The organism is Arthrobacter sp. KNU40 (genome assembly GCF_051515115.1).
Taxonomy (GTDB): domain Bacteria; phylum Actinomycetota; class Actinomycetes; order Actinomycetales; family Micrococcaceae; genus Arthrobacter.
The window spans coordinates 1,555,664-1,574,153 of sequence record NZ_CP195850.1; the positions used below are offsets into that span (position 1 = coordinate 1,555,664).

An 18,490-nucleotide genomic window follows, 5' to 3' on the forward strand; every position below is an offset into this window, starting at 1 on the left:
GAACTCGTGTCACACGTAAACAACCTCGAGTCCCAACACAACGACCCGGGCTTTGCCAATATCTGGCAAGAGCTCAAATGGCGCGGCCTTATCCACGTTTCCACTGATGAAACGGAATTGGAAAAGCTCCTCGCAGGGGACCCGATCACGTATTACTGTGGCTTCGACCCCACGGCTCCGTCCCTGCACCTTGGCAACCTTGTCCAGCTCCTGCTCATGCGTCGCCTGCAGTTGGCCGGCCACAAGCCGCTCGGCCTGGTGGGTGGCTCCACGGGCCTCATCGGCGATCCGCGCCCGACGGCGGAACGCACCTTGAACACCAAGGACACCGTTTCGGAGTGGGTCGGCTACCTTCAGGCACAGGTCCGCCGCTTCCTCAGCTTCGAGGGAGACAACGCGGCACGCATGGTGAACAACCTTGACTGGACCGCGCCGCTGAGTGCCATCGATTTCCTGCGCGAAATCGGCAAGCACTTCCGCGTGGGCACCATGCTCCGCAAGGATGCCGTTGCGTCCCGCCTCAACTCGGACGAGGGCATCAGCTACACCGAGTTCAGCTACCAGATCCTGCAGGGCATGGATTACCTCCAGCTCAACCGCGACTACGGTTGCGTGCTGCAGACCGGAGGTTCGGACCAGTGGGGCAACCTCACGAGCGGGACGGAGCTGATCCGCAAGGTCGATGGGAAGGTTGTCCACGCCCTCGGCACGCCCCTCATCACCAACTCGGACGGCACCAAGTTCGGTAAGAGCGAAGGCAACGCCATTTGGCTCGATGCCCACATGTGCAGCCCCTACGCCTTCTACCAGTTCTGGCTCAACACCGCGGATGCCGACGTCGTTGACCGCCTCAAGGTCTTCACTTTCCTTAGCCGCGCCGAGACTGAGGAGCTTGGAGCCGCTGTCGCCGAGCGTCCGTTCGCACGCGAGGGCCAGCGCAGGCTTGCCTACGAAGTCACCTCGTTGGTTCACGGAGTCGACGCAACGGAGAAAGTGATCGCTGCTTCGGCTGCGCTGTTCGGCAACGGTGATCTCTCGGTTCTGGACGAAGTGACCTTGGCGTCCGCAACTGCCGAGCTGCCGTCTGCCTCGATCGGCGCGGATGGCCTGGGCATCGTCGACCTCCTGGTTGCTTCCGGACTGTCCGAGAGCAAGTCCGCTGCCCGACGCACGGTGGGGGAGGGCGGCGCCTACGTGAACAACAGCAAGGTGACCGACCCCGACGCCGTGATCGACCAGGCGGAACTGCTTCACGGCCGGTACCTTTTGTTACGCCGCGGGAAGAAGAATCTCGCCACTGTCGAAGTGACGGCCTGACGCTTATTTAGTTCCGGGGCGTGTTCCTGCGGGGGCGCGCCAGACGGACTGTTGCATGCTCCATTGCACGCTCCTCCGGGCCGACTTGCGCGGCTCCGGAGGAGCGTGTATCGTTTTCTGAGTCGCTGCCGCTAAAGCGGATAAATTGCGACAAAATCCCATTGAGTGTGAATCATCCGATTTAGACGAAAAGTCTGGGACTCGGATGATTTATTGACTCTGTGGGGAAATTCGATCCATTTGGGTGAATTTCCGGAGAAATCCTGGATTTGCAAAGTGGAAATGAATGAAATAAAGTAGAAACATCGCAGCGAGGAAATGCGGAACATCGAATTCAATTGAATTTGTTCCGGGAAGTAATCGAATTGTGTCTGTTGTTTGAGAACTCAATAGTGTGCCAAGTTTGTTGATACCGATTTATTTTATATGAATTGGTTGTTTTGGCTGGTTCTGTGTCGCTTTGGTGGCGTGGGGCTGGTTTTTTACAGCTGGTTTCAAATTTTGTGCAGCTCTTCTGCCGTTATTTCCGGTGGTTGTGGTTGTGTCTGTTTTTGTTTTACTTCAACGGAGAGTTTGATCCTGGCTCAGGATGAACGCTGGCGGCGTGCTTAACACATGCAAGTCGAACGATGATCTCCAGCTTGCTGGGGGGATTAGTGGCGAACGGGTGAGTAACACGTGAGTAACCTGCCCTTGACTCTGGGATAAGCCTGGGAAACTGGGTCTAATACCGGATACGACTGCTCCGCGCATGCGGTGGTGGTGGAAAGCTTTTGCGGTTTTGGATGGACTCGCGGCCTATCAGCTTGTTGGTGGGGTAATGGCCTACCAAGGCGACGACGGGTAGCCGGCCTGAGAGGGTGACCGGCCACACTGGGACTGAGACACGGCCCAGACTCCTACGGGAGGCAGCAGTGGGGAATATTGCACAATGGGCGAAAGCCTGATGCAGCGACGCCGCGTGAGGGATGACGGCCTTCGGGTTGTAAACCTCTTTCAGTAGGGAAGAAGCGAAAGTGACGGTACCTGCAGAAGAAGCGCCGGCTAACTACGTGCCAGCAGCCGCGGTAATACGTAGGGCGCAAGCGTTATCCGGAATTATTGGGCGTAAAGAGCTCGTAGGCGGTTTGTCGCGTCTGCTGTGAAAGACCGGGGCTCAACTCCGGTTCTGCAGTGGGTACGGGCAGACTAGAGTGATGTAGGGGAGACTGGAATTCCTGGTGTAGCGGTGAAATGCGCAGATATCAGGAGGAACACCGATGGCGAAGGCAGGTCTCTGGGCATTAACTGACGCTGAGGAGCGAAAGCATGGGGAGCGAACAGGATTAGATACCCTGGTAGTCCATGCCGTAAACGTTGGGCACTAGGTGTGGGGGACATTCCACGTTTTCCGCGCCGTAGCTAACGCATTAAGTGCCCCGCCTGGGGAGTACGGCCGCAAGGCTAAAACTCAAAGGAATTGACGGGGGCCCGCACAAGCGGCGGAGCATGCGGATTAATTCGATGCAACGCGAAGAACCTTACCAAGGCTTGACATGAACCGGTAACGCCTGGAAACAGGTGCCCCGCTTGCGGTCGGTTTACAGGTGGTGCATGGTTGTCGTCAGCTCGTGTCGTGAGATGTTGGGTTAAGTCCCGCAACGAGCGCAACCCTCGTTCTATGTTGCCAGCGCGTGATGGCGGGGACTCATAGGAGACTGCCGGGGTCAACTCGGAGGAAGGTGGGGACGACGTCAAATCATCATGCCCCTTATGTCTTGGGCTTCACGCATGCTACAATGGCCGGTACAAAGGGTTGCGATACTGTGAGGTGGAGCTAATCCCAAAAAGCCGGTCTCAGTTCGGATTGGGGTCTGCAACTCGACCCCATGAAGTCGGAGTCGCTAGTAATCGCAGATCAGCAACGCTGCGGTGAATACGTTCCCGGGCCTTGTACACACCGCCCGTCAAGTCACGAAAGTTGGTAACACCCGAAGCCGGTGGCCTAACCCTTGTGGGGGGAGCCGTCGAAGGTGGGACCGGCGATTGGGACTAAGTCGTAACAAGGTAGCCGTACCGGAAGGTGCGGCTGGATCACCTCCTTTCTAAGGAGCACCATTATCGCTCCCTGTCCGGCCGCATGGTTGGTTGGGGGGTGTGTGGAAGCAAAGCCCATTGCGCAGGCGTCTGTTCTGCGGTGGGTGCTCATGGGTGGAATATCAGCAGATAGCGGCCGGTTGGTTCTTGTCCGCCCCTAGTACGGATGCTCTTTGAGTGTCTTGGAACGGTGCGGGTGGGGGGTGGCCGGTTTTCGTGTTTGGCACACTGTTGGGTCCTGAGGCAACAGGGCCGTGGCGTGGGGTGCGTGGCCTGTGAGGGTTGCGTGGTTTCCGTGGTGCGGGTTTGTGTGTTTCTGGTTTCCTGGCTGCATGGTCTTCGTGCGTTCGTGGTTGTTCTTCGTCTTTGGTGGCGGGGGTGGCCGGGTGCGGGGGGGTGTGGTACGGGGTTGTTGTTTGAGAACTACATAGTGGACGCGAGCATCTGATACGGGCCGGCCTTCGGGTTTGGTTCGTGTCATACAGCAATTTCTTTTTATGAACCTGGATCCGGCCATGCTTTGGTGTGGCGGTTTCTGTGGTTCTCTCGAGAAGTTTTTTGATCTTGTGTGGTCAAGTTTTTAAGGGCACACGGTGGATGCCTTGGCATTAGGAGCCGAAGAAGGACGTAGGAATCTGCGATAAGCCTGGGGGAGTTGATAACCGAACGGTGATCCCAGGATGTCCGAATGGGGAAACCCCGCCAGACGCGCTTGCGTGATCTGGTGACCCGCATCTGAACACATAGGGTGCGTGGGGGGAACGCGGGGAAGTGAAACATCTCAGTACCCGCAGGAAGAGAAAACAAGAGTGATTCCGTTAGTAGTGGCGAGCGAACGCGGATGAGGCTAAACCGTTCCATGTGTGATAGCCGGCGGGCGTTGCATGGGCGGGGTTGTGGGACTTTCCGTACTGGTTCTGCCGGACCGGTGGGGTGAGAGCATGGACATAGGTGAACGGTCTTGAAAGGCCGGCCGGAGAGGGTGTTAGCCCCGTAACCGTAATGTTGTGTGCCGCCTGGAGAGGATCCCAAGTAGCACGGGGCCCGAGAAATCCCGTGTGAATCTGTCAGGACCACCTGATAAGCCTAAATACTTCCTAATGACCGATAGCGGACCAGTACCGTGAGGGAAAGGTGAAAAGTACCCCGGGAGGGGAGTGAAACAGTACCTGAAACCGTGTGCTTACAATCCGTCGGAGCAACCTTGTAGTTGTGACGGCGTGCCTTTTGAAGAATGAGCCTGCGAGTTAGTGTTACGTCGCGAGGTTAACCCGTGTGGGGTAGCCGTAGCGAAAGCGAGTCTGAATAGGGCGAGTGTAGTGGCGTGATCTAGACCCGAAGCGGAGTGATCTACCCATGGCCAGGTTGAAGCGACGGTAAGACGTCGTGGAGGACCGAACCCACTTCAGTTGAAAATGGAGGGGATGAGCTGTGGGTAGGGGTGAAAGGCCAATCAAACTCCGTGATAGCTGGTTCTCCCCGAAATGCATTTAGGTGCAGCGTTGCGTGTTTCTTGCCGGAGGTAGAGCTACTGGATGGCCGATGGGCCCTACAAGGTTACTGACGTCAGCCAAACTCCGAATGCCGGTAAGTGAGAGCGCAGCAGTGAGACTGTGGGGGATAAGCTTCATAGTCGAGAGGGAAACAGCCCAGACCACCAACTAAGGCCCCTAAGCGTGTGCTAAGTGGGAAAGGATGTGGAGTTGCGAAGACAACCAGGAGGTTGGCTTAGAAGCAGCCATCCTTGAAAGAGTGCGTAATAGCTCACTGGTCAAGTGATTCCGCGCCGACAATGTAGCGGGGCTCAAGTACACCGCCGAAGTTGTGGATTTCAGATAGTAGACAAGCCTTCGTGGTTCAGTCGTCTGGAGTGGTAGGGGAGCGTCGTGTGGGCGGTGAAGTCGCGGTGTAAACCAGCGGTGGAGCCTACACGAGTGAGAATGCAGGCATGAGTAGCGAAAGACGGGTGAGAAACCCGTCCGCCGAATGATCAAGGGTTCCAGGGTCAAGCTAATCTGCCCTGGGTAAGTCGGGACCTAAGGCGAGGCCGACAGGCGTAGTCGATGGACAACGGGTTGATATTCCCGTACCGGCGAAGGACCGCCCATGCCAAGCGGGGGATACTAACCGCCCGGAGCCTGCCCAATCACCCTTGTGGTGTGCGGGTTTTGGCCGAGCGCGGGACCTGATCCCGGGAGGTAAGCGTATTAACAGGTGTGACGCAGGAAGGTAGCCGGGCCGGGCGATGGTTGCCCCGGTCTAAGGATGTAGGGTCAGCGATAGGCAAATCCGTCGCTGTGTCTTTGATGACGTTCCTGAGATCTGATGGGACCCCCGTCATGGGGGGATCCGGTGATCCTATGCTGCCTAGAAAAGCATCGGCGCGAGGTTCCAGCCGCCCGTACCCCAAACCGACACAGGTGATCAGGTAGAGAATACCAAGGCGATCGAGAGAATTATGGTTAAGGAACTCGGCAAAATGCCCCCGTAACTTCGGGAGAAGGGGGGCCCCAACCTTGAACACCACTTGCTGGTGGGAGGGGATCGGGGCCGCAGAGACCAGGGGGAAGCGACTGTTTACTAAAAACACAGGTCCGTGCGAAGTCGCAAGACGATGTATACGGACTGACTCCTGCCCGGTGCTGGAAGGTTAAGAGGACCGGTTAGCCGCAAGGCGAAGCTGAGAATTTAAGCCCCAGTAAACGGCGGTGGTAACTATAACCATCCTAAGGTAGCGAAATTCCTTGTCGGGTAAGTTCCGACCTGCACGAATGGAGTAACGACTTCCCCGCTGTCTCAACCATAAACTCGGCGAAATTGCAGTACGAGTAAAGATGCTCGTTACGCGCAGCAGGACGGAAAGACCCCGAGACCTTTACTATAGTTTGGTATTGGTGTTCGGAGTGGCTTGTGTAGGATAGGTGGGAGACGTTGAAGCCCGGACGCCAGTTCGGGTGGAGTCATCGTTGAAATACCACTCTGGTCACTTTGGACATCTAACTTCGGCCCGTGATCCGGGTCAGGGACAGTGCCTGATGGGTAGTTTAACTGGGGCGGTTGCCTCCTAAAAAGTAACGGAGGCGCCCAAAGGTTCCCTCAGCCTGGTTGGCAATCAGGTGTCGAGTGTAAGTGCACAAGGGAGCTTGACTGTGAGAGAGACATCTCAAGCAGGGACGAAAGTCGGGACTAGTGATCCGGCGGTACATTGTGGAATGGCCGTCGCTCAACGGATAAAAGGTACCTCGGGGATAACAGGCTGATCTTGCCCAAGAGTCCATATCGACGGCATGGTTTGGCACCTCGATGTCGGCTCGTCGCATCCTGGGGCTGGAGTAGGTCCCAAGGGTTGGGCTGTTCGCCCATTAAAGCGGTACGCGAGCTGGGTTTAGAACGTCGTGAGACAGTTCGGTCCCTATCCGCTGCGCGCGCAGGAAATTTGAGAAGGGCTGTCCTTAGTACGAGAGGACCGGGACGGACGAACCTCTGGTGTGTCAGTTGTACTGCCAAGTGCACCGCTGATTAGCTACGTTCGGATGGGATAACCGCTGAAAGCATCTAAGCGGGAAGCTCGCTTCAAGATGAGATTTCCATGCACCTCGTGTGTGAGAGGCCCCCAGCCAGACCACTGGGTTGATAGGCCGGATGTGGAAGACAGGACTAAAGACTGTTGAAGCTGACCGGTACTAATAGGCCGACAACTTACACCACACAAACACGATCACTGCTTGCGTCCACTATGTGGTTCCCGAACAACAAACCCGTTGCTCCAGGAACCAAACAACTGAACAACAACACCACAATGTTGTAACCACGTATCTTCCCACCCCGCACCTGCGGGGACGGGTAACAGGGTTACGGCGGTCATAGCGTGGGGGAAACGCCCGGTCCCATTCCGAACCCGGAAGCTAAGACCCACAGCGCCGATGGTACTGCACCCGGGAGGGTGTGGGAGAGTAGGACACCGCCGGACAACCATTAACGGCCAGGCCCCGACACCACGTGTCGGGGCCTGACCCATTTAACCACCCCCGGATTTAGCCCCGGCCCGGCTGACGTGAGCGGGGGTTTCCGAACGGGGACGCATAGGTGAGCGGGGGTTTGGGATATCAAACCCCGGCTCACCTACGGGCCGGTTCCCACCAACCCCGGCTCACCTATGGGCGGGAAATCCCCAAACCCCCGCTCACCTATGGGCCGGTTCCCACTAACCCCGGCTCACCTATGGGCCGGTTTCCACGAACCCCGGCTCACCTATGGGCCGGTTTCCACGAACGCCTGCTCACCTATGGGCCGGTTCCCACCAACGCCGGCTCACCTATGACCCGGTTTCCACGAACGCCGGCTCACCTATAACAGGGCCGGGGCCACACCCCCGCTCACCCTTGAGCCGGACCGCGGCCCCCTGCCCCCACCCGTCGTCAGCAGAAATGAGCGGGCGTCCGGCCGGGACCCGGCATATGTGAGCGGGCGTCCGGCCGGGACCCGGCATATGTGAGCTAGCGTCCGGCCGGGACCGGTTATATGTGAGCCGGCGTCCGGCCGGGACCCGGAATATGTGAGCTAGCGTTGTTTGAGGATTCTGATCCTGGACTCGGATCTGCAAGCCAGCCGAACGTCCTCAGTCATGCTTGGGTTGTGATGATTCCCACGGGAAGCCTGAATAGGCGGCCCTCGAATGCGTTCGTGGATGGCTGTTCACCTAGAATTACATAAGAGATACGAGCCGGATCCCGGCGGCGTGAGAACAAAATACGGATAAGAGCGGCTGCGCATGCGCCAGTGGTCAGCTCACAACAGGAGGAATCCATCATGGCTGAGCACAACGGCGGCAACCGCGGCAACTTCGGCGGTGGCCGTGGCGATCGCGGCCCGTTCCGCGCCAACAACAATTCCGGGGGCGACCCGCGAGGATTCCGTTCCAGAGACAACCGTGACGGCGTTCCTGGCGGTGACCGAGACCGTAAGCCGGCGGGCGATGGTGAGCGCCGTAGCTTTGGTGACCGTCCTCGTCGTGATGGGGATGCGCGCCCGAGCTTTGGTGATCGTGATCGTAAGCCGTTTGGTGATCGTCCGAGCCGTGAGGGCGACCGCGACCGCAAACCTTTCGGTGATCGTGATCGTAAGCCGTTTGGTGATCGTCCGAGCCGTGAGGGCGACCGCGACCGCAAACCTTTCGGTGATCGTGATCGTAAGCCGTTTGGTGATCGTCCGAGCCGTGAGGGCGACCGCGACCGCAAACCTTTCGGTGATCGTGATCGTAAGCCGTTTGGTGATCGTCCGAGCCGTGATGGGGATGCGCGCCCGAGCTTTGGTGATCGTGATCGTAAGCCGTTTGGTGATCGTCCGAGCCGTGAGGGTGATCGTGACCGTAAGCCGTTTGGTGATCGTCCTCGTCGTGATGGGGATGCGCGCCCGAGCTTCGGCGACCGTGATCGTAAGCCGTTTGGTGATCGTCCTCGTCGTGATGGGGATGCGCGCCCGAGCTTCGGCGACCGTGATCGTAAGCCGTTCGGCGACCGTCCGCGCCGCGAAGGCGACGGAGAACGTCGTAGCTTCGGCGACCGCCCCGAGCGCGGCCCCCGCAAGTTCGATGGCCCACGTAGCGAGGGACGCAGCTTCGGCGGCGGCTCCTGGGAAGAACGTCCCGCGCGGGTTCCGAACGCGGCGGATCTGCGCAGCGCCAACCGCCCGGACCGCGAGCGTTCCCCCGAGATCGACGACGACATCACGGGCCAGGAGCTCGACCGGGTCACGAAGCACCAGATCAAGACCCTTGAAGGCATGAACGCCGATTGGGTTGCGAAGCACCTGGTGATGGCAGGCCGCCTTATCGATATCGACCCTGAGCTTTCCTTCCAGCACGCCTTGGCCGCTAGCCGCCGTGGTGGCAGGTTGGCCGCTGTCCGTGAAGCCGTGGGCCTGACCGCCTACGCTGCCGGCCACTATGGCGAGGCGCTTCGCGAATTCCGCACCTACCGCCGGATCAGCGGCTCCAACGTCCATTTGCCGCTCATGGCCGACTGCGAACGCGGCCTGGGGCGGCCGGACCGTGCGCTGGACGTCGTCCGTTCACCCGAAGCACAAGACCTCGACGCCCCCGGCAAGGTTGAGCTAGCCATTGTGGCTTCCGGTGCCCGGAGCGACCTTGGCCAGTTGGATGCCGCGGTGGCCGAGCTGGAGATCATCCAGCTCGACATCAACCGCGCCTTCTCCTACAGCCCGCGCCTGTTCCGTGCCTACGCAGACGCCCTGACGGCAGTGGGCCGCACGGAAGAAGCCGGCAAGTGGCAGCGCCAGGCAGTCGTGGCTGAAAATGCCCTCGGCGTTGGAGACTTCGAGGACCCGGACATCATCGACCTCGGCGAGGACGATGAAAGCGAAGCTCGCAAGCCTCGTTTCAGGAACATTGAGGAGAGCACGGAGCGAGCCGACGAGAGCAAGTCCGAGGCGGCGCCCGCACGCGCGGAGACGGTCATCGGCTCTGAATCCACCGAACAGGACGACGTGGAACTCGACGACGTCGAGTCTGACTACTTTGAGTCCGACGACGCCGAGTCGGACCGCGATTCCGTCGAGGACACCGAAGAAGACGAGGAAGACGCAGAAGAGGCTTCCGAAGGCGGCGAAGAGACCAAGAATGACTGAGGCCTCGCTGGTTTCGCGTTTCGACGCTGTCCTGTCCGATCTGGACGGAGTCGTGTACGCAGGCCCGCACGCCATTCCCGGCGCTGTGGAGTCCTTGCAGCGGCTTGAGTCGGTCGGGGTGCGCCTGGGTTATGTAACCAACAACGCCTCGCGTACTCCGGCACAGGTTGCCGCGCACCTTCGTGAACTTGGCGCACCTGCTGAGGATAACCAAGTGGTCAGTTCCTCGCAGGCCGCGGGGGATCTTTTGGCCGGACTCCTGGCTCCGGGTTCTCGGGTAATGATTACGGGCAGTCCGGCGCTGGCCCACGAAATCGAACTCGTGGGCCTCACGCCTGTCCACAGCGCCAAAGAGAACCCTGTGGCTGTGGTCCAGGGCTTCAACCCGGAAATCGCGTGGAAGGATCTGGCCGAGGCGTCCTATGTTGTCGCCGCAGGCGCCCTCTGGGTGGCTACAAATACGGACATGTCCATTCCCCAGGCCCGCGGGATTGCTCCCGGAAACGGCACCCTCGTGGCCGCCGTCGCGTCGGCCACCGGCAAACAGCCGCGGGTAGCCGGCAAGCCGGAGGCCCCGCTCTTCCACTCGGCGGCACGGAGGCTCAAGTCGGAGCGCCCGATCGTCGTCGGAGACCGGCTGGACACCGACATCCTTGGCGGCAACCGTGCGGGCTTCGCGACGGCGGCAGTCCTCACCGGCGTCGATACGCCCGAGTCCATCCTGGCTGCACGCAGCTCGGAACGCCCAGGCTACTTGCTGGCTGATCTCACGGAACTGCACGAGCCGTACCCCGAGATCGTCGAGGAGGACAGCACGTTCCACTGCGGAAAGGCAACTGCCGAAGTCCAGGATGGCCTGATCAAGGTCTCCGGGTCCGAGAAGGATCTGGACGCCTGGCGCGCTGCATGCGCAGCCTGGTGGGCGGCCACCCCCGACGCCGCAGAGGCTACATCGCCGCGCCTCGAATGGCTGGAAAACTAGACTGGTCCGATGAGCGAGTTGAACGATCACTGGGAGAGCGCCGCCGAAATGAGTGCCATCGATCTGGACGGCCTCGAACCGCAAAGCGTCGAACCGCACGACGTCCTATGGCCGGACGACACTACCGCGACAGGTGACGACGCCGTGGATGCTGCCTTGGAGCGGCTGGCGGGCATCTCCACTGTGCCGGTGGCCGAGCACAGCGGCGTCTACGCCGAGATCCATGACTCCTTGATGGCGTCCCTCGACGACGAAGAACGCTGAGCATGGCCAGACTCGACCAGGAACTCGTCAGCCGTGGATTGGCGAGATCGCGGACCCATGCCGCGAAACTCATTGCGGACGGAAAAGTCAGTTCCGAGGGCAGCATTCTTGCCAAGGCAGCGCAACAGGTCTCCGAAGAGACGGAAATCGATGTTCAAGCCCATGCCGAGGACGTCTACGTCAGCCGCGCCGGACACAAACTCGCCGGGGCACTGGCGGCCTTCCCTTCCGTTCTTGTGGAAGGGAAGCGGTGCCTCGACGCCGGAGCCTCCACCGGTGGGTTCACTGACGTGCTGCTCCGGCAAGGTGCCGCGCACGTGGTGGCGGTCGACGTCGGGCATGACCAGTTGGTGCCGTCCCTGCGGAAAGATCCCCGCGTCGCAGTCCATGAGGGCGTCAACGTCCGCTACATGACGGCCGAGCAGATCGGTGGGCCGGCCGCGCTCACCGTGGCAGACCTGTCCTTCATTTCCCTCACACTGGTTCTACATCCGCTCGCGGCGTGCACCGAACCCGGGGGAGACCTCGTGCTCATGGTGAAGCCCCAATTCGAGGTCGGTAAGGAACGGCTGAGCCGCACCGGCGTGGTCACCTCCGATCATGAACGGCGTCGCGCGGTGGCCCAAGTCGCCAAAGCGGCCGTGGATGCAGGGCTTGAACTTTGTGGCCTGGCACCGAGTCCCTTGCCGGGCCAGGACGGAAATGTGGAGTACTTCCTGTGGATAAAACGCAGGATGCAGCCGGACTTGCCTAAGATCGAAGAGCGGGACGAGGAAGTTGCTGCACTGATGGAACGACTCTGGACCACCCACTAGAAAGCAGAACACCATGAGCAGGCGCGTTTTGGTCCTTGCCCACACCGGGCGTGAGGACTCCCTTCGCGCGGCCTGGGATGCCTGCGGGCAACTCCACTACTCAGGCCTGATCCCTGTGATGCAGAAGTCGGAACTGGACGACATCGAACGGTTCTACGGCGTGGTGGATAAGCCGATCGAGATACTCCACGGGGATGTCCGGTTGGAGGACGTCGAACTCGTCATGGTTCTTGGCGGCGACGGCACCATCCTGCGCGCTGCCGAGCTGGTCCGCAACGTCGATGTTCCCCTGTTGGGCGTCAACCTCGGGCATGTCGGGTTCCTCGCCGAAAGCGAGCGGGCCGATCTTGCCCAGACCGTCGAGTGGATCGCGAGCCGCGAATACACGGTGGAAGAGCGCATGACCATCGATGTCCAGGTGTGGGTCCGGGGCCAGAAGATCTGGCATACCTGGGCCCTCAACGAGGCCGCCATTGAAAAGGCCGACCGGGAGCGCATGATCGAAGTGGTGACCGAAGTGGATGAACGTCCGCTGACGTCTTTCGGCTGTGACGGAGTGGTGCTCGCAACCCCTACGGGTTCCACCGCCTACGCCTTCTCATCCGGCGGGCCTGTGGTGTGGCCCGAGGTTGAAGCCCTGGTGATTGTCCCCATCAGCGCCCACGCCCTCTTCGCCAAACCCCTCGTGGTTTCGCCGCGGTCCAGGCTGGCTGTGGAGATCCTCACCCGGACGGACGCCCAAGGCGTGCTTTGGTGCGATGGCCGCCGTTCCGTGGACCTCCCGCCCGGCGCACGGATCGAAGTAACAAGGTCCACCCGGCCTGTGCGGCTTGCCCGCACCCACCAGACCCCGTTTTCAGCTCGGCTCGTGCGGAAGTTTGAGCTCCCCATCCACGGCTGGCGGGGTCCGGCACCCCGTTCGGCTGACATCCACACCGGTCCTACCCCCGTGATCAGGACCTTCAAGCCCAGCCCTTTGCCGGCGCCCCAGGACGTGCGGACAGGCAGAGCGGCCGACCCCACAAAGGAGATGTAAACCATGATCGAGGAACTCCGGATCCGTGATCTCGGCGTCATCACCGACGCCACGTTGCCGTTGGGGCGCGGCCTGAGCGTCGTTACGGGCGAAACCGGTGCCGGTAAGACCATGGTGGTCACCGCCGTGGGCCTCCTCCTGGGAGCCCGGTCGGACGCAGGCGCGGTACGTTCCGGTGCCAAGTCGGCCTCTGCAGAGGCCCGGCTCTTGCTTGATCCGGCGCACGCCGCCGTGGAACGGGCCGTAGAAGCCGGCGGCGACGCGGAAGAGTACGACGGCGGCACCCAGCTCTTGCTGGCCCGCACCGTGGGCGCAGACGGCCGCAGTCGTGCTTTCGTGGGCGGTCGGTCGGCGCCTGTGGGCGTATTGGCGGAACTTGGCGAGAGCCTGGTGGTGGTGCACGGCCAGTCGGACCAGATACGTCTCAAGGGTGCCGTGGCGCAGCGGCACGCACTGGACCGATTCGCCGGGGCCGAGCTCGCCGCGATGCTCACGGAATACCAGGAGCTTTACGGGCATTGGAAGTCCAGCCAGGCGGAGCTCGATACCCTCCGCGGCGAGGCCCGGGAAAGGCTGCGCGAGGCGGAATCGCTCGCGGTCGCGCTCAACGAAATCGACGACGTCGATCCCCAGCCCGGCGAGGATGAATCCCTCAAGGCCGAGGCAGTGAAGCTGGCGAACGTGGAAGAGCTCCGCATCGCCGCCGCGGCAGCGCATGAAGCCCTGATCTCGGAGGAATTCGGCGAAACAGCTGATGCCACGACGCTGATTGACTCGGCCAAACGGGCATTGGACCAGGTTTCCGAACATGACGAAGCGTTGGCGGGAGCCGCCGCACGCCTCGCCGAGATCGGCTTCCTCATCAATGACATAGCGGGGGAGCTGTCCAGCTACCAAGCGTCCCTGGACTCCGAGGGGCCCGAACGGCTTTCGGAGATCGAGGAGCGGCGCGCAGCACTGGCCAAACTCATCCGGAAGTACGCTCCGAGCATCGACGAGGTCTTGGAATGGGCGGCAGCGTCGAGGACCAGGCTTGACGAACTGCAGGATGACTCGAGCCGGATCGAAGCCCTTGATGCCGAGGTAACCGCCGCAGAGACGACGCTGCGAAAGCAAGCCGCGCGCATCTCGAAGTCGCGATCAAAGGCGGCCAAGGAGCTCTCCGCGCGGGTAAGTGCGGAGCTCACAGCGCTTGCGATGGCCGACGCAACTCTGGTGATCGAGGTGGACAGCCAAGGGCAGTTGGGCCCGCATGGCGTCGACGACATCTCCTTCCTCCTGCAACCGCACGCTGGCGCCCCCGCCCGTCCTCTCGGCAAGGGCGCGTCCGGTGGTGAATTGTCCCGCGTCATGCTTGCCATCGAAGTGGTCCTCGCCGCCGTGGACCCGGTGCCCACCTTCGTCTTTGACGAGGTAGATGCCGGAGTGGGCGGGCGTGCCGCCGTCGAGATCGGACGCCGGCTTGCCATGCTGGCCCGCCACGTCCAGGTGCTGGTGGTGACCCATCTGCCGCAGGTGGCCGCCTTCGCCGACCAACATATCCGCGTTACCAAGACCTCAGTCAGGGGAAGCGACGGCAAGACCGCCACGGGCTTCACGTCCAGCGACGTCCAACTCCTCGATGACGAGGAACGCGTGAAGGAGCTTGCCAGGATGCTGGCGGGACAGGAAGACTCCGAGTCTGCGCGTGCGCATGCCCAGGAATTGCTGGACGACGCGAAGCTTCTGCCCCAATAGGCGTAGCCGCCCGGCAGCCGTCTGGGACATCGGTCACATGAGCGCCTTCGCCGGTCCCTGAGGCCAAGTAGCGGATTCCCAGGCGGCTGAGCTGTTTTGCCGGTCCAGGTGGACTTTACTCTTGATCCTTGCCCCATGGCAGGGGACTATTGAGCATTTGGGAAAACGGCTAGCGGATCCTTTGGAGGCGCAATTGATGATAGGCTCGAATTCCGTGGTGCAGCGATCAAATTCCCGTGTAAATTCCCGGTTCCCGGGCTCGTCCAAGACGACCAAACACATCTTTGTCACTGGCGGTGTGGCGTCCTCGCTCGGTAAGGGACTGACGGCTTCGAGCCTCGGCCACCTGCTGCGGGCACGCGGTTTGTCTGTAACTATGCAGAAGCTCGATCCCTATCTCAATGTGGATCCGGGCACGATGAACCCCTTCCAGCACGGCGAAGTCTTCGTCACTGACGACGGCGCCGAAACCGACCTCGACATCGGACACTACGAGCGCTTCCTCGATGAGAACCTTGAGGGTTCGGCCAACGTCACAACCGGCCAGATCTACTCGACAGTCATCGCCAAGGAACGGCGTGGTGAGTACCTCGGCGACACCGTCCAGGTCATCCCGCACATCACGGATGAGATCAAGCGCCGCATGCGCCTCCCCGCTGAGGGCAAGAACGCTCCTGATGTCATCATCACCGAAATCGGCGGCACCGTTGGCGACATCGAGTCGCAGCCTTTCCTCGAGTCCGCACGCCAGGTCCGCCAGGACATCGGCCGGAACAACGTCTTTTTCCTGCACGTCTCCTTGGTGCCGTATATCGGCCCCTCGCAGGAACTGAAGACCAAACCAACACAGCACTCTGTTGCCGCGCTGCGCTCCCTCGGCATCCAGCCGGAAGCGATTGTGATCCGCTCGGACCGCGAAGTGCCTGACGCTATGCGCGAAAAGATCGGCCGCATGTGCGACGTCGACATTGATGCAGTGATCAACGCCGCCGATGCTCCCAGCATCTACGACATCCCGAAGACGCTGCACTCCCAGGGCCTTGACTCCTACGTCGTCCGAGCCCTGGATCTCCCGTTCAAGGACGTCGACTGGACCAGCTGGGACAAGCTCCTCGAAGCTGTCCACAACCCCAAGCACCACGTAGAAGTTGCTTTGGTGGGCAAGTACATCGACCTCCCGGACGCTTACTTGTCCGTGACCGAGGCCTTGCGTGCCGGTGGTTTTGCGAACGAAACCAAGGTCAAGATCCGCTGGGTCCCGTCCGATGAGTGTGAAACCCTAGAAGGCGCCACCAAGTCCTTGGCCGGCGTCGACGCCATTTGTGTTCCCGGTGGCTTCGGTATCCGTGGCCTGGAGGGCAAGCTCGGCGCACTCAAGTTCGCCCGCGAGACGAAGCTTCCGGTGCTTGGCCTCTGCCTCGGTCTTCAGTGCATGGTCATCGAGTACGCCCGCAATGTGGTCGGCCTCGAGGGCGCGTCCTCCAGCGAGTTCGAGCCTGACTCCAAGTACCCGGTCATCGCCACCATGGAAGAACAGCTCGACATCGTGGACGGCAAGGGCGACCTTGGCGGCACGATGCGCCTGGGCCTTTACGAAGCCAAGTTGGATGAAGGCTCCGTGGTCGCAGAAACTTACGGCGCAACAACTGTTAGCGAGCGTCACCGGCACCGCTACGAGGTCAACAACAAGTACCGCGAGCAGATCGCAGCCGATGGACTCGTGTTCTCCGGAACGTCTCCCGATGGCAAGCTGGTTGAGTTCGTGGAACTGCCGCGCGAAGTACACCCGTACTACGTTGCAACTCAGGCCCACCCCGAGCTCAGCTCCCGCCCCACGCGCCCCCACCCGCTGTTTGCCGGCCTCGTGAAGGCTGCGCTGGAGCGTCAGGCAGGCGTGGATTCGCTAGCAAAGTCAGCCCGCAAGGTCGCTGCGAAGTAATCGCTCACACGAAATGAAGGACGGCGCGATGCCCGGTATTTCTGAAACCCCCAGCACTTTTCGGAGGGTTTCGGACATGCCGAGCCCGCGCCGTCTTTTGTCGTCCAACAAGGTCTATGAAGGCCGTATTTGGGACGTCGTCAGTGACGCCTTCGAGCTGGGCGACGACACCGGCACTTTGGTCCGCGACTACATCGACCATCCTGGCGCTGTAGCAGTACTGCCGATGAATGTCGACGGCGAAATCCTGTTGCTCAAGCAATATCGCCACCCCGTGGGCATGGATCTGTGGGAGATTCCTGCCGGGCTTCTTGATGTGGCCGGCGAAGACTTCGTAGTCGGCGCAGCCCGGGAGCTCGCAGAAGAGGCAGATCTCACCGCAGCCACGTGGAATGTCCTCGCCGACTTCTTCAATTCACCGGGATCCTCGAGCGAGGCGATCCGAATCTATCTGGCGCGGGGGTTGGGAGACGTGCCCGAGGCCGAACGCCACGTCCGCACGGAGGAGGAATCCGAAATCGAGCTGGTGTGGGTGCCTCTCGACGAAGCTGTTTTGGCAGTGCTGGAAGGCCGCCTTCACAACCCGTCCGCCGTCGTCGGGATCCTCGCCGTCGCAGCTGCCCGCGCCGACGGCTTCAGGAACCTGCGACCGGCCAATGCCCCCTGGCCCGCCCATCCGAGCCAGCGCTGACCGTGCCCCAGCTCGCGGAGACGAGGGTCCAGACCGCCATTGACCGGGCCGTCACGGACTACCTGCAGCACCTCGGCGTGGAACGCGGCCTTGCAAGCAACACCTTGTCCGCCTACCGCAGGGATCTGTCCCGCTATTCGAACTTCCTGGCAGGGTCCGGTGTCGACAAGCCGGGAAATATCTCCCGCCACGATGTCACCGCTTTTGTCCAGGCCCTGGCCGACGGCTCCGACGGCGGCGCCGCACTCGGCGTCCGTTCGGCGGCACGCACCGTGGTTGCCGTCCGGGGCCTCCACAAGTTCTGGGCCCTGGAGGGGACGACGACGGCGGACCCCGCGAGCGATGTCCACCCGCCTATGCCCGGCAAGCGTCTGCCGAAGGCCATTAGCGTCGGCGAAGTGACCCGTATCCTCGAAGCCGCCGGTGCCGATACCGCCACCGGGTTGAGGGACCGGGCACTTTTGGAGTTCCTCTACTCCACGGGTGCCCGCATCAGCGAAGCGGTGGGGCTTGACGTCGACGATGTCTCCCTCGAGGCTGAGGCCGATGGGCCCGCGATCGTGCGGCTCTTCGGAAAGGGCTCCAAGGAGCGCTTGGTGCCGCTGGGGTCCTACGGTGCCCGCGCCGTCGGATCCTATGTGGTCCGCGGAAGGCCTGCGTTGGCCGCGAAAGGAAAAGGCACTCCGGCGCTGTTCCTGAATGCCCGCGGCGGCCGGATCAGCAGGCAAAGCGCCTGGACCATTCTCAAGACTGCGGCCGAGAAGGCCAACATCACCAAGGATGTCTCTCCGCACACCCTGAGGCATTCTTTCGCCACTCATCTGCTTGAGGGCGGCGCCGATGTCCGGGTGGTGCAGGAACTCCTGGGCCATGCCTCGGTGACCACCACACAGGTGTATACCTTGGTCACTGCCGACACATTGCGCGAGGTGTATGCGGCCGCGCATCCGCGGGCGCTCGGCTGACGCCTCGCGCTGCACGCTGGAGA

11 protein-coding genes and 3 rRNA genes are annotated in these 18,490 nt (G+C 61.3%); 13 read left to right on the top strand and 1 reads right to left on the bottom strand.

Features of this window, described 5'->3' with window-relative positions; genetic code table 11:
* Nucleotides 1–6: 6 nt before the first annotated feature.
* The 4 genes from tyrS (at nt 7) to rrf (ending at nt 7,363) form a co-directional block, all read left to right on the top strand.
* A complete protein-coding gene (gene tyrS / locus ACSKT0_RS07330; protein WP_437773158.1) occupies nt 7–1,317 on the top strand; it encodes a tyrosine--tRNA ligase in 1,311 nt (436 codons plus the stop codon).
* Between the two features lie 561 nt (nt 1,318–1,878).
* Nucleotides 1,879–3,401: ribosomal RNA gene (locus ACSKT0_RS07335) — 16S ribosomal RNA — on the top strand.
* 562 nt (nt 3,402–3,963) lie between these two features.
* Nucleotides 3,964–7,101: ribosomal RNA gene (locus ACSKT0_RS07340) — 23S ribosomal RNA — on the top strand.
* Nucleotides 7,102–7,246: 145 nt separating this feature from the next.
* A 5S ribosomal RNA gene (gene rrf, locus ACSKT0_RS07345) occupies nt 7,247–7,363 on the top strand.
* Together the 16S, 23S and 5S rRNA genes form the textbook arrangement of a ribosomal RNA operon.
* 818 nt (nt 7,364–8,181) lie before the next feature.
* Here the strand turns inward: rrf and ACSKT0_RS07350 are convergent.
* On the bottom strand, nt 8,182–9,201 hold the full coding sequence (locus tag ACSKT0_RS07350) for a hypothetical protein (RefSeq protein ID WP_437773159.1): 1,020 nt from the start codon (nt 9,199–9,201) through the stop codon (nt 8,182–8,184).
* On the opposite strand from ACSKT0_RS07350, the gene ACSKT0_RS07355 reads away from it, so the two are divergent.
* From ACSKT0_RS07355 to xerD, 9 genes are all read left to right on the top strand, one after another.
* Nucleotides 9,175–10,038 (top strand): hypothetical protein, encoded by an 864-nt coding sequence (locus tag ACSKT0_RS07355; protein ID WP_437773160.1) that lies wholly within the window; start codon nt 9,175–9,177, stop codon nt 10,036–10,038. The two genes, ACSKT0_RS07350 and ACSKT0_RS07355, sit on opposite strands and share 27 nt — an antisense overlap.
* Nucleotides 10,031–11,020 carry an HAD-IIA family hydrolase gene (locus ACSKT0_RS07360; RefSeq protein ID WP_437773161.1) on the top strand — a complete coding sequence of 330 codons (990 nt, stop codon included), beginning with the start codon at nt 10,031–10,033 and terminating at the stop codon, nt 11,018–11,020. The genes ACSKT0_RS07355 and ACSKT0_RS07360 overlap by 8 nt, the downstream gene beginning before the upstream one ends.
* Before the next feature lie 9 nt (nt 11,021–11,029).
* On the top strand, nt 11,030–11,284 hold the full coding sequence (locus ACSKT0_RS07365) for a hypothetical protein (RefSeq protein WP_437773162.1): 255 nt from the start codon (nt 11,030–11,032) through the stop codon (nt 11,282–11,284).
* A 2-nt stretch (nt 11,285–11,286) separates the two neighbouring features.
* Complete coding sequence (locus ACSKT0_RS07370) at nt 11,287–12,099, top strand: TlyA family RNA methyltransferase (protein WP_437773163.1); 813 nt, start codon at nt 11,287–11,289, stop codon at nt 12,097–12,099.
* A 13-nt stretch (nt 12,100–12,112) separates the two neighbouring features.
* Nucleotides 12,113–13,135, top strand: coding sequence for an NAD kinase (locus ACSKT0_RS07375; RefSeq protein ID WP_437773164.1), 1,023 nt, complete (start codon nt 12,113–12,115; stop codon nt 13,133–13,135).
* A 3-nt stretch (nt 13,136–13,138) separates the two neighbouring features.
* Entirely contained in the window at nt 13,139–14,872 is a 1,734-nt protein-coding gene (gene recN / locus ACSKT0_RS07380) for a DNA repair protein RecN (RefSeq protein WP_437773165.1), read from the top strand.
* Between the two features lie 196 nt (nt 14,873–15,068).
* The gene (locus tag ACSKT0_RS07385; RefSeq protein WP_437773166.1) at nt 15,069–16,811 is read left to right on the top strand and encodes a CTP synthase; all 1,743 of its coding nucleotides are present in this window, start codon (nt 15,069–15,071) and stop codon (nt 16,809–16,811) included.
* Between the two features lie 28 nt (nt 16,812–16,839).
* The gene (locus ACSKT0_RS07390) at nt 16,840–17,502 is read left to right on the top strand and encodes an NUDIX domain-containing protein (protein ID WP_437773167.1); all 663 of its coding nucleotides are present in this window, start codon (nt 16,840–16,842) and stop codon (nt 17,500–17,502) included.
* The gene (xerD, locus tag ACSKT0_RS07395; RefSeq protein ID WP_437773988.1) at nt 17,475–18,467 is read left to right on the top strand and encodes a site-specific tyrosine recombinase XerD; all 993 of its coding nucleotides are present in this window, start codon (nt 17,475–17,477) and stop codon (nt 18,465–18,467) included. The genes ACSKT0_RS07390 and xerD overlap by 28 nt, the downstream gene beginning before the upstream one ends.
* The last annotated feature ends 23 nt before the right edge of the window (nt 18,468–18,490 follow it).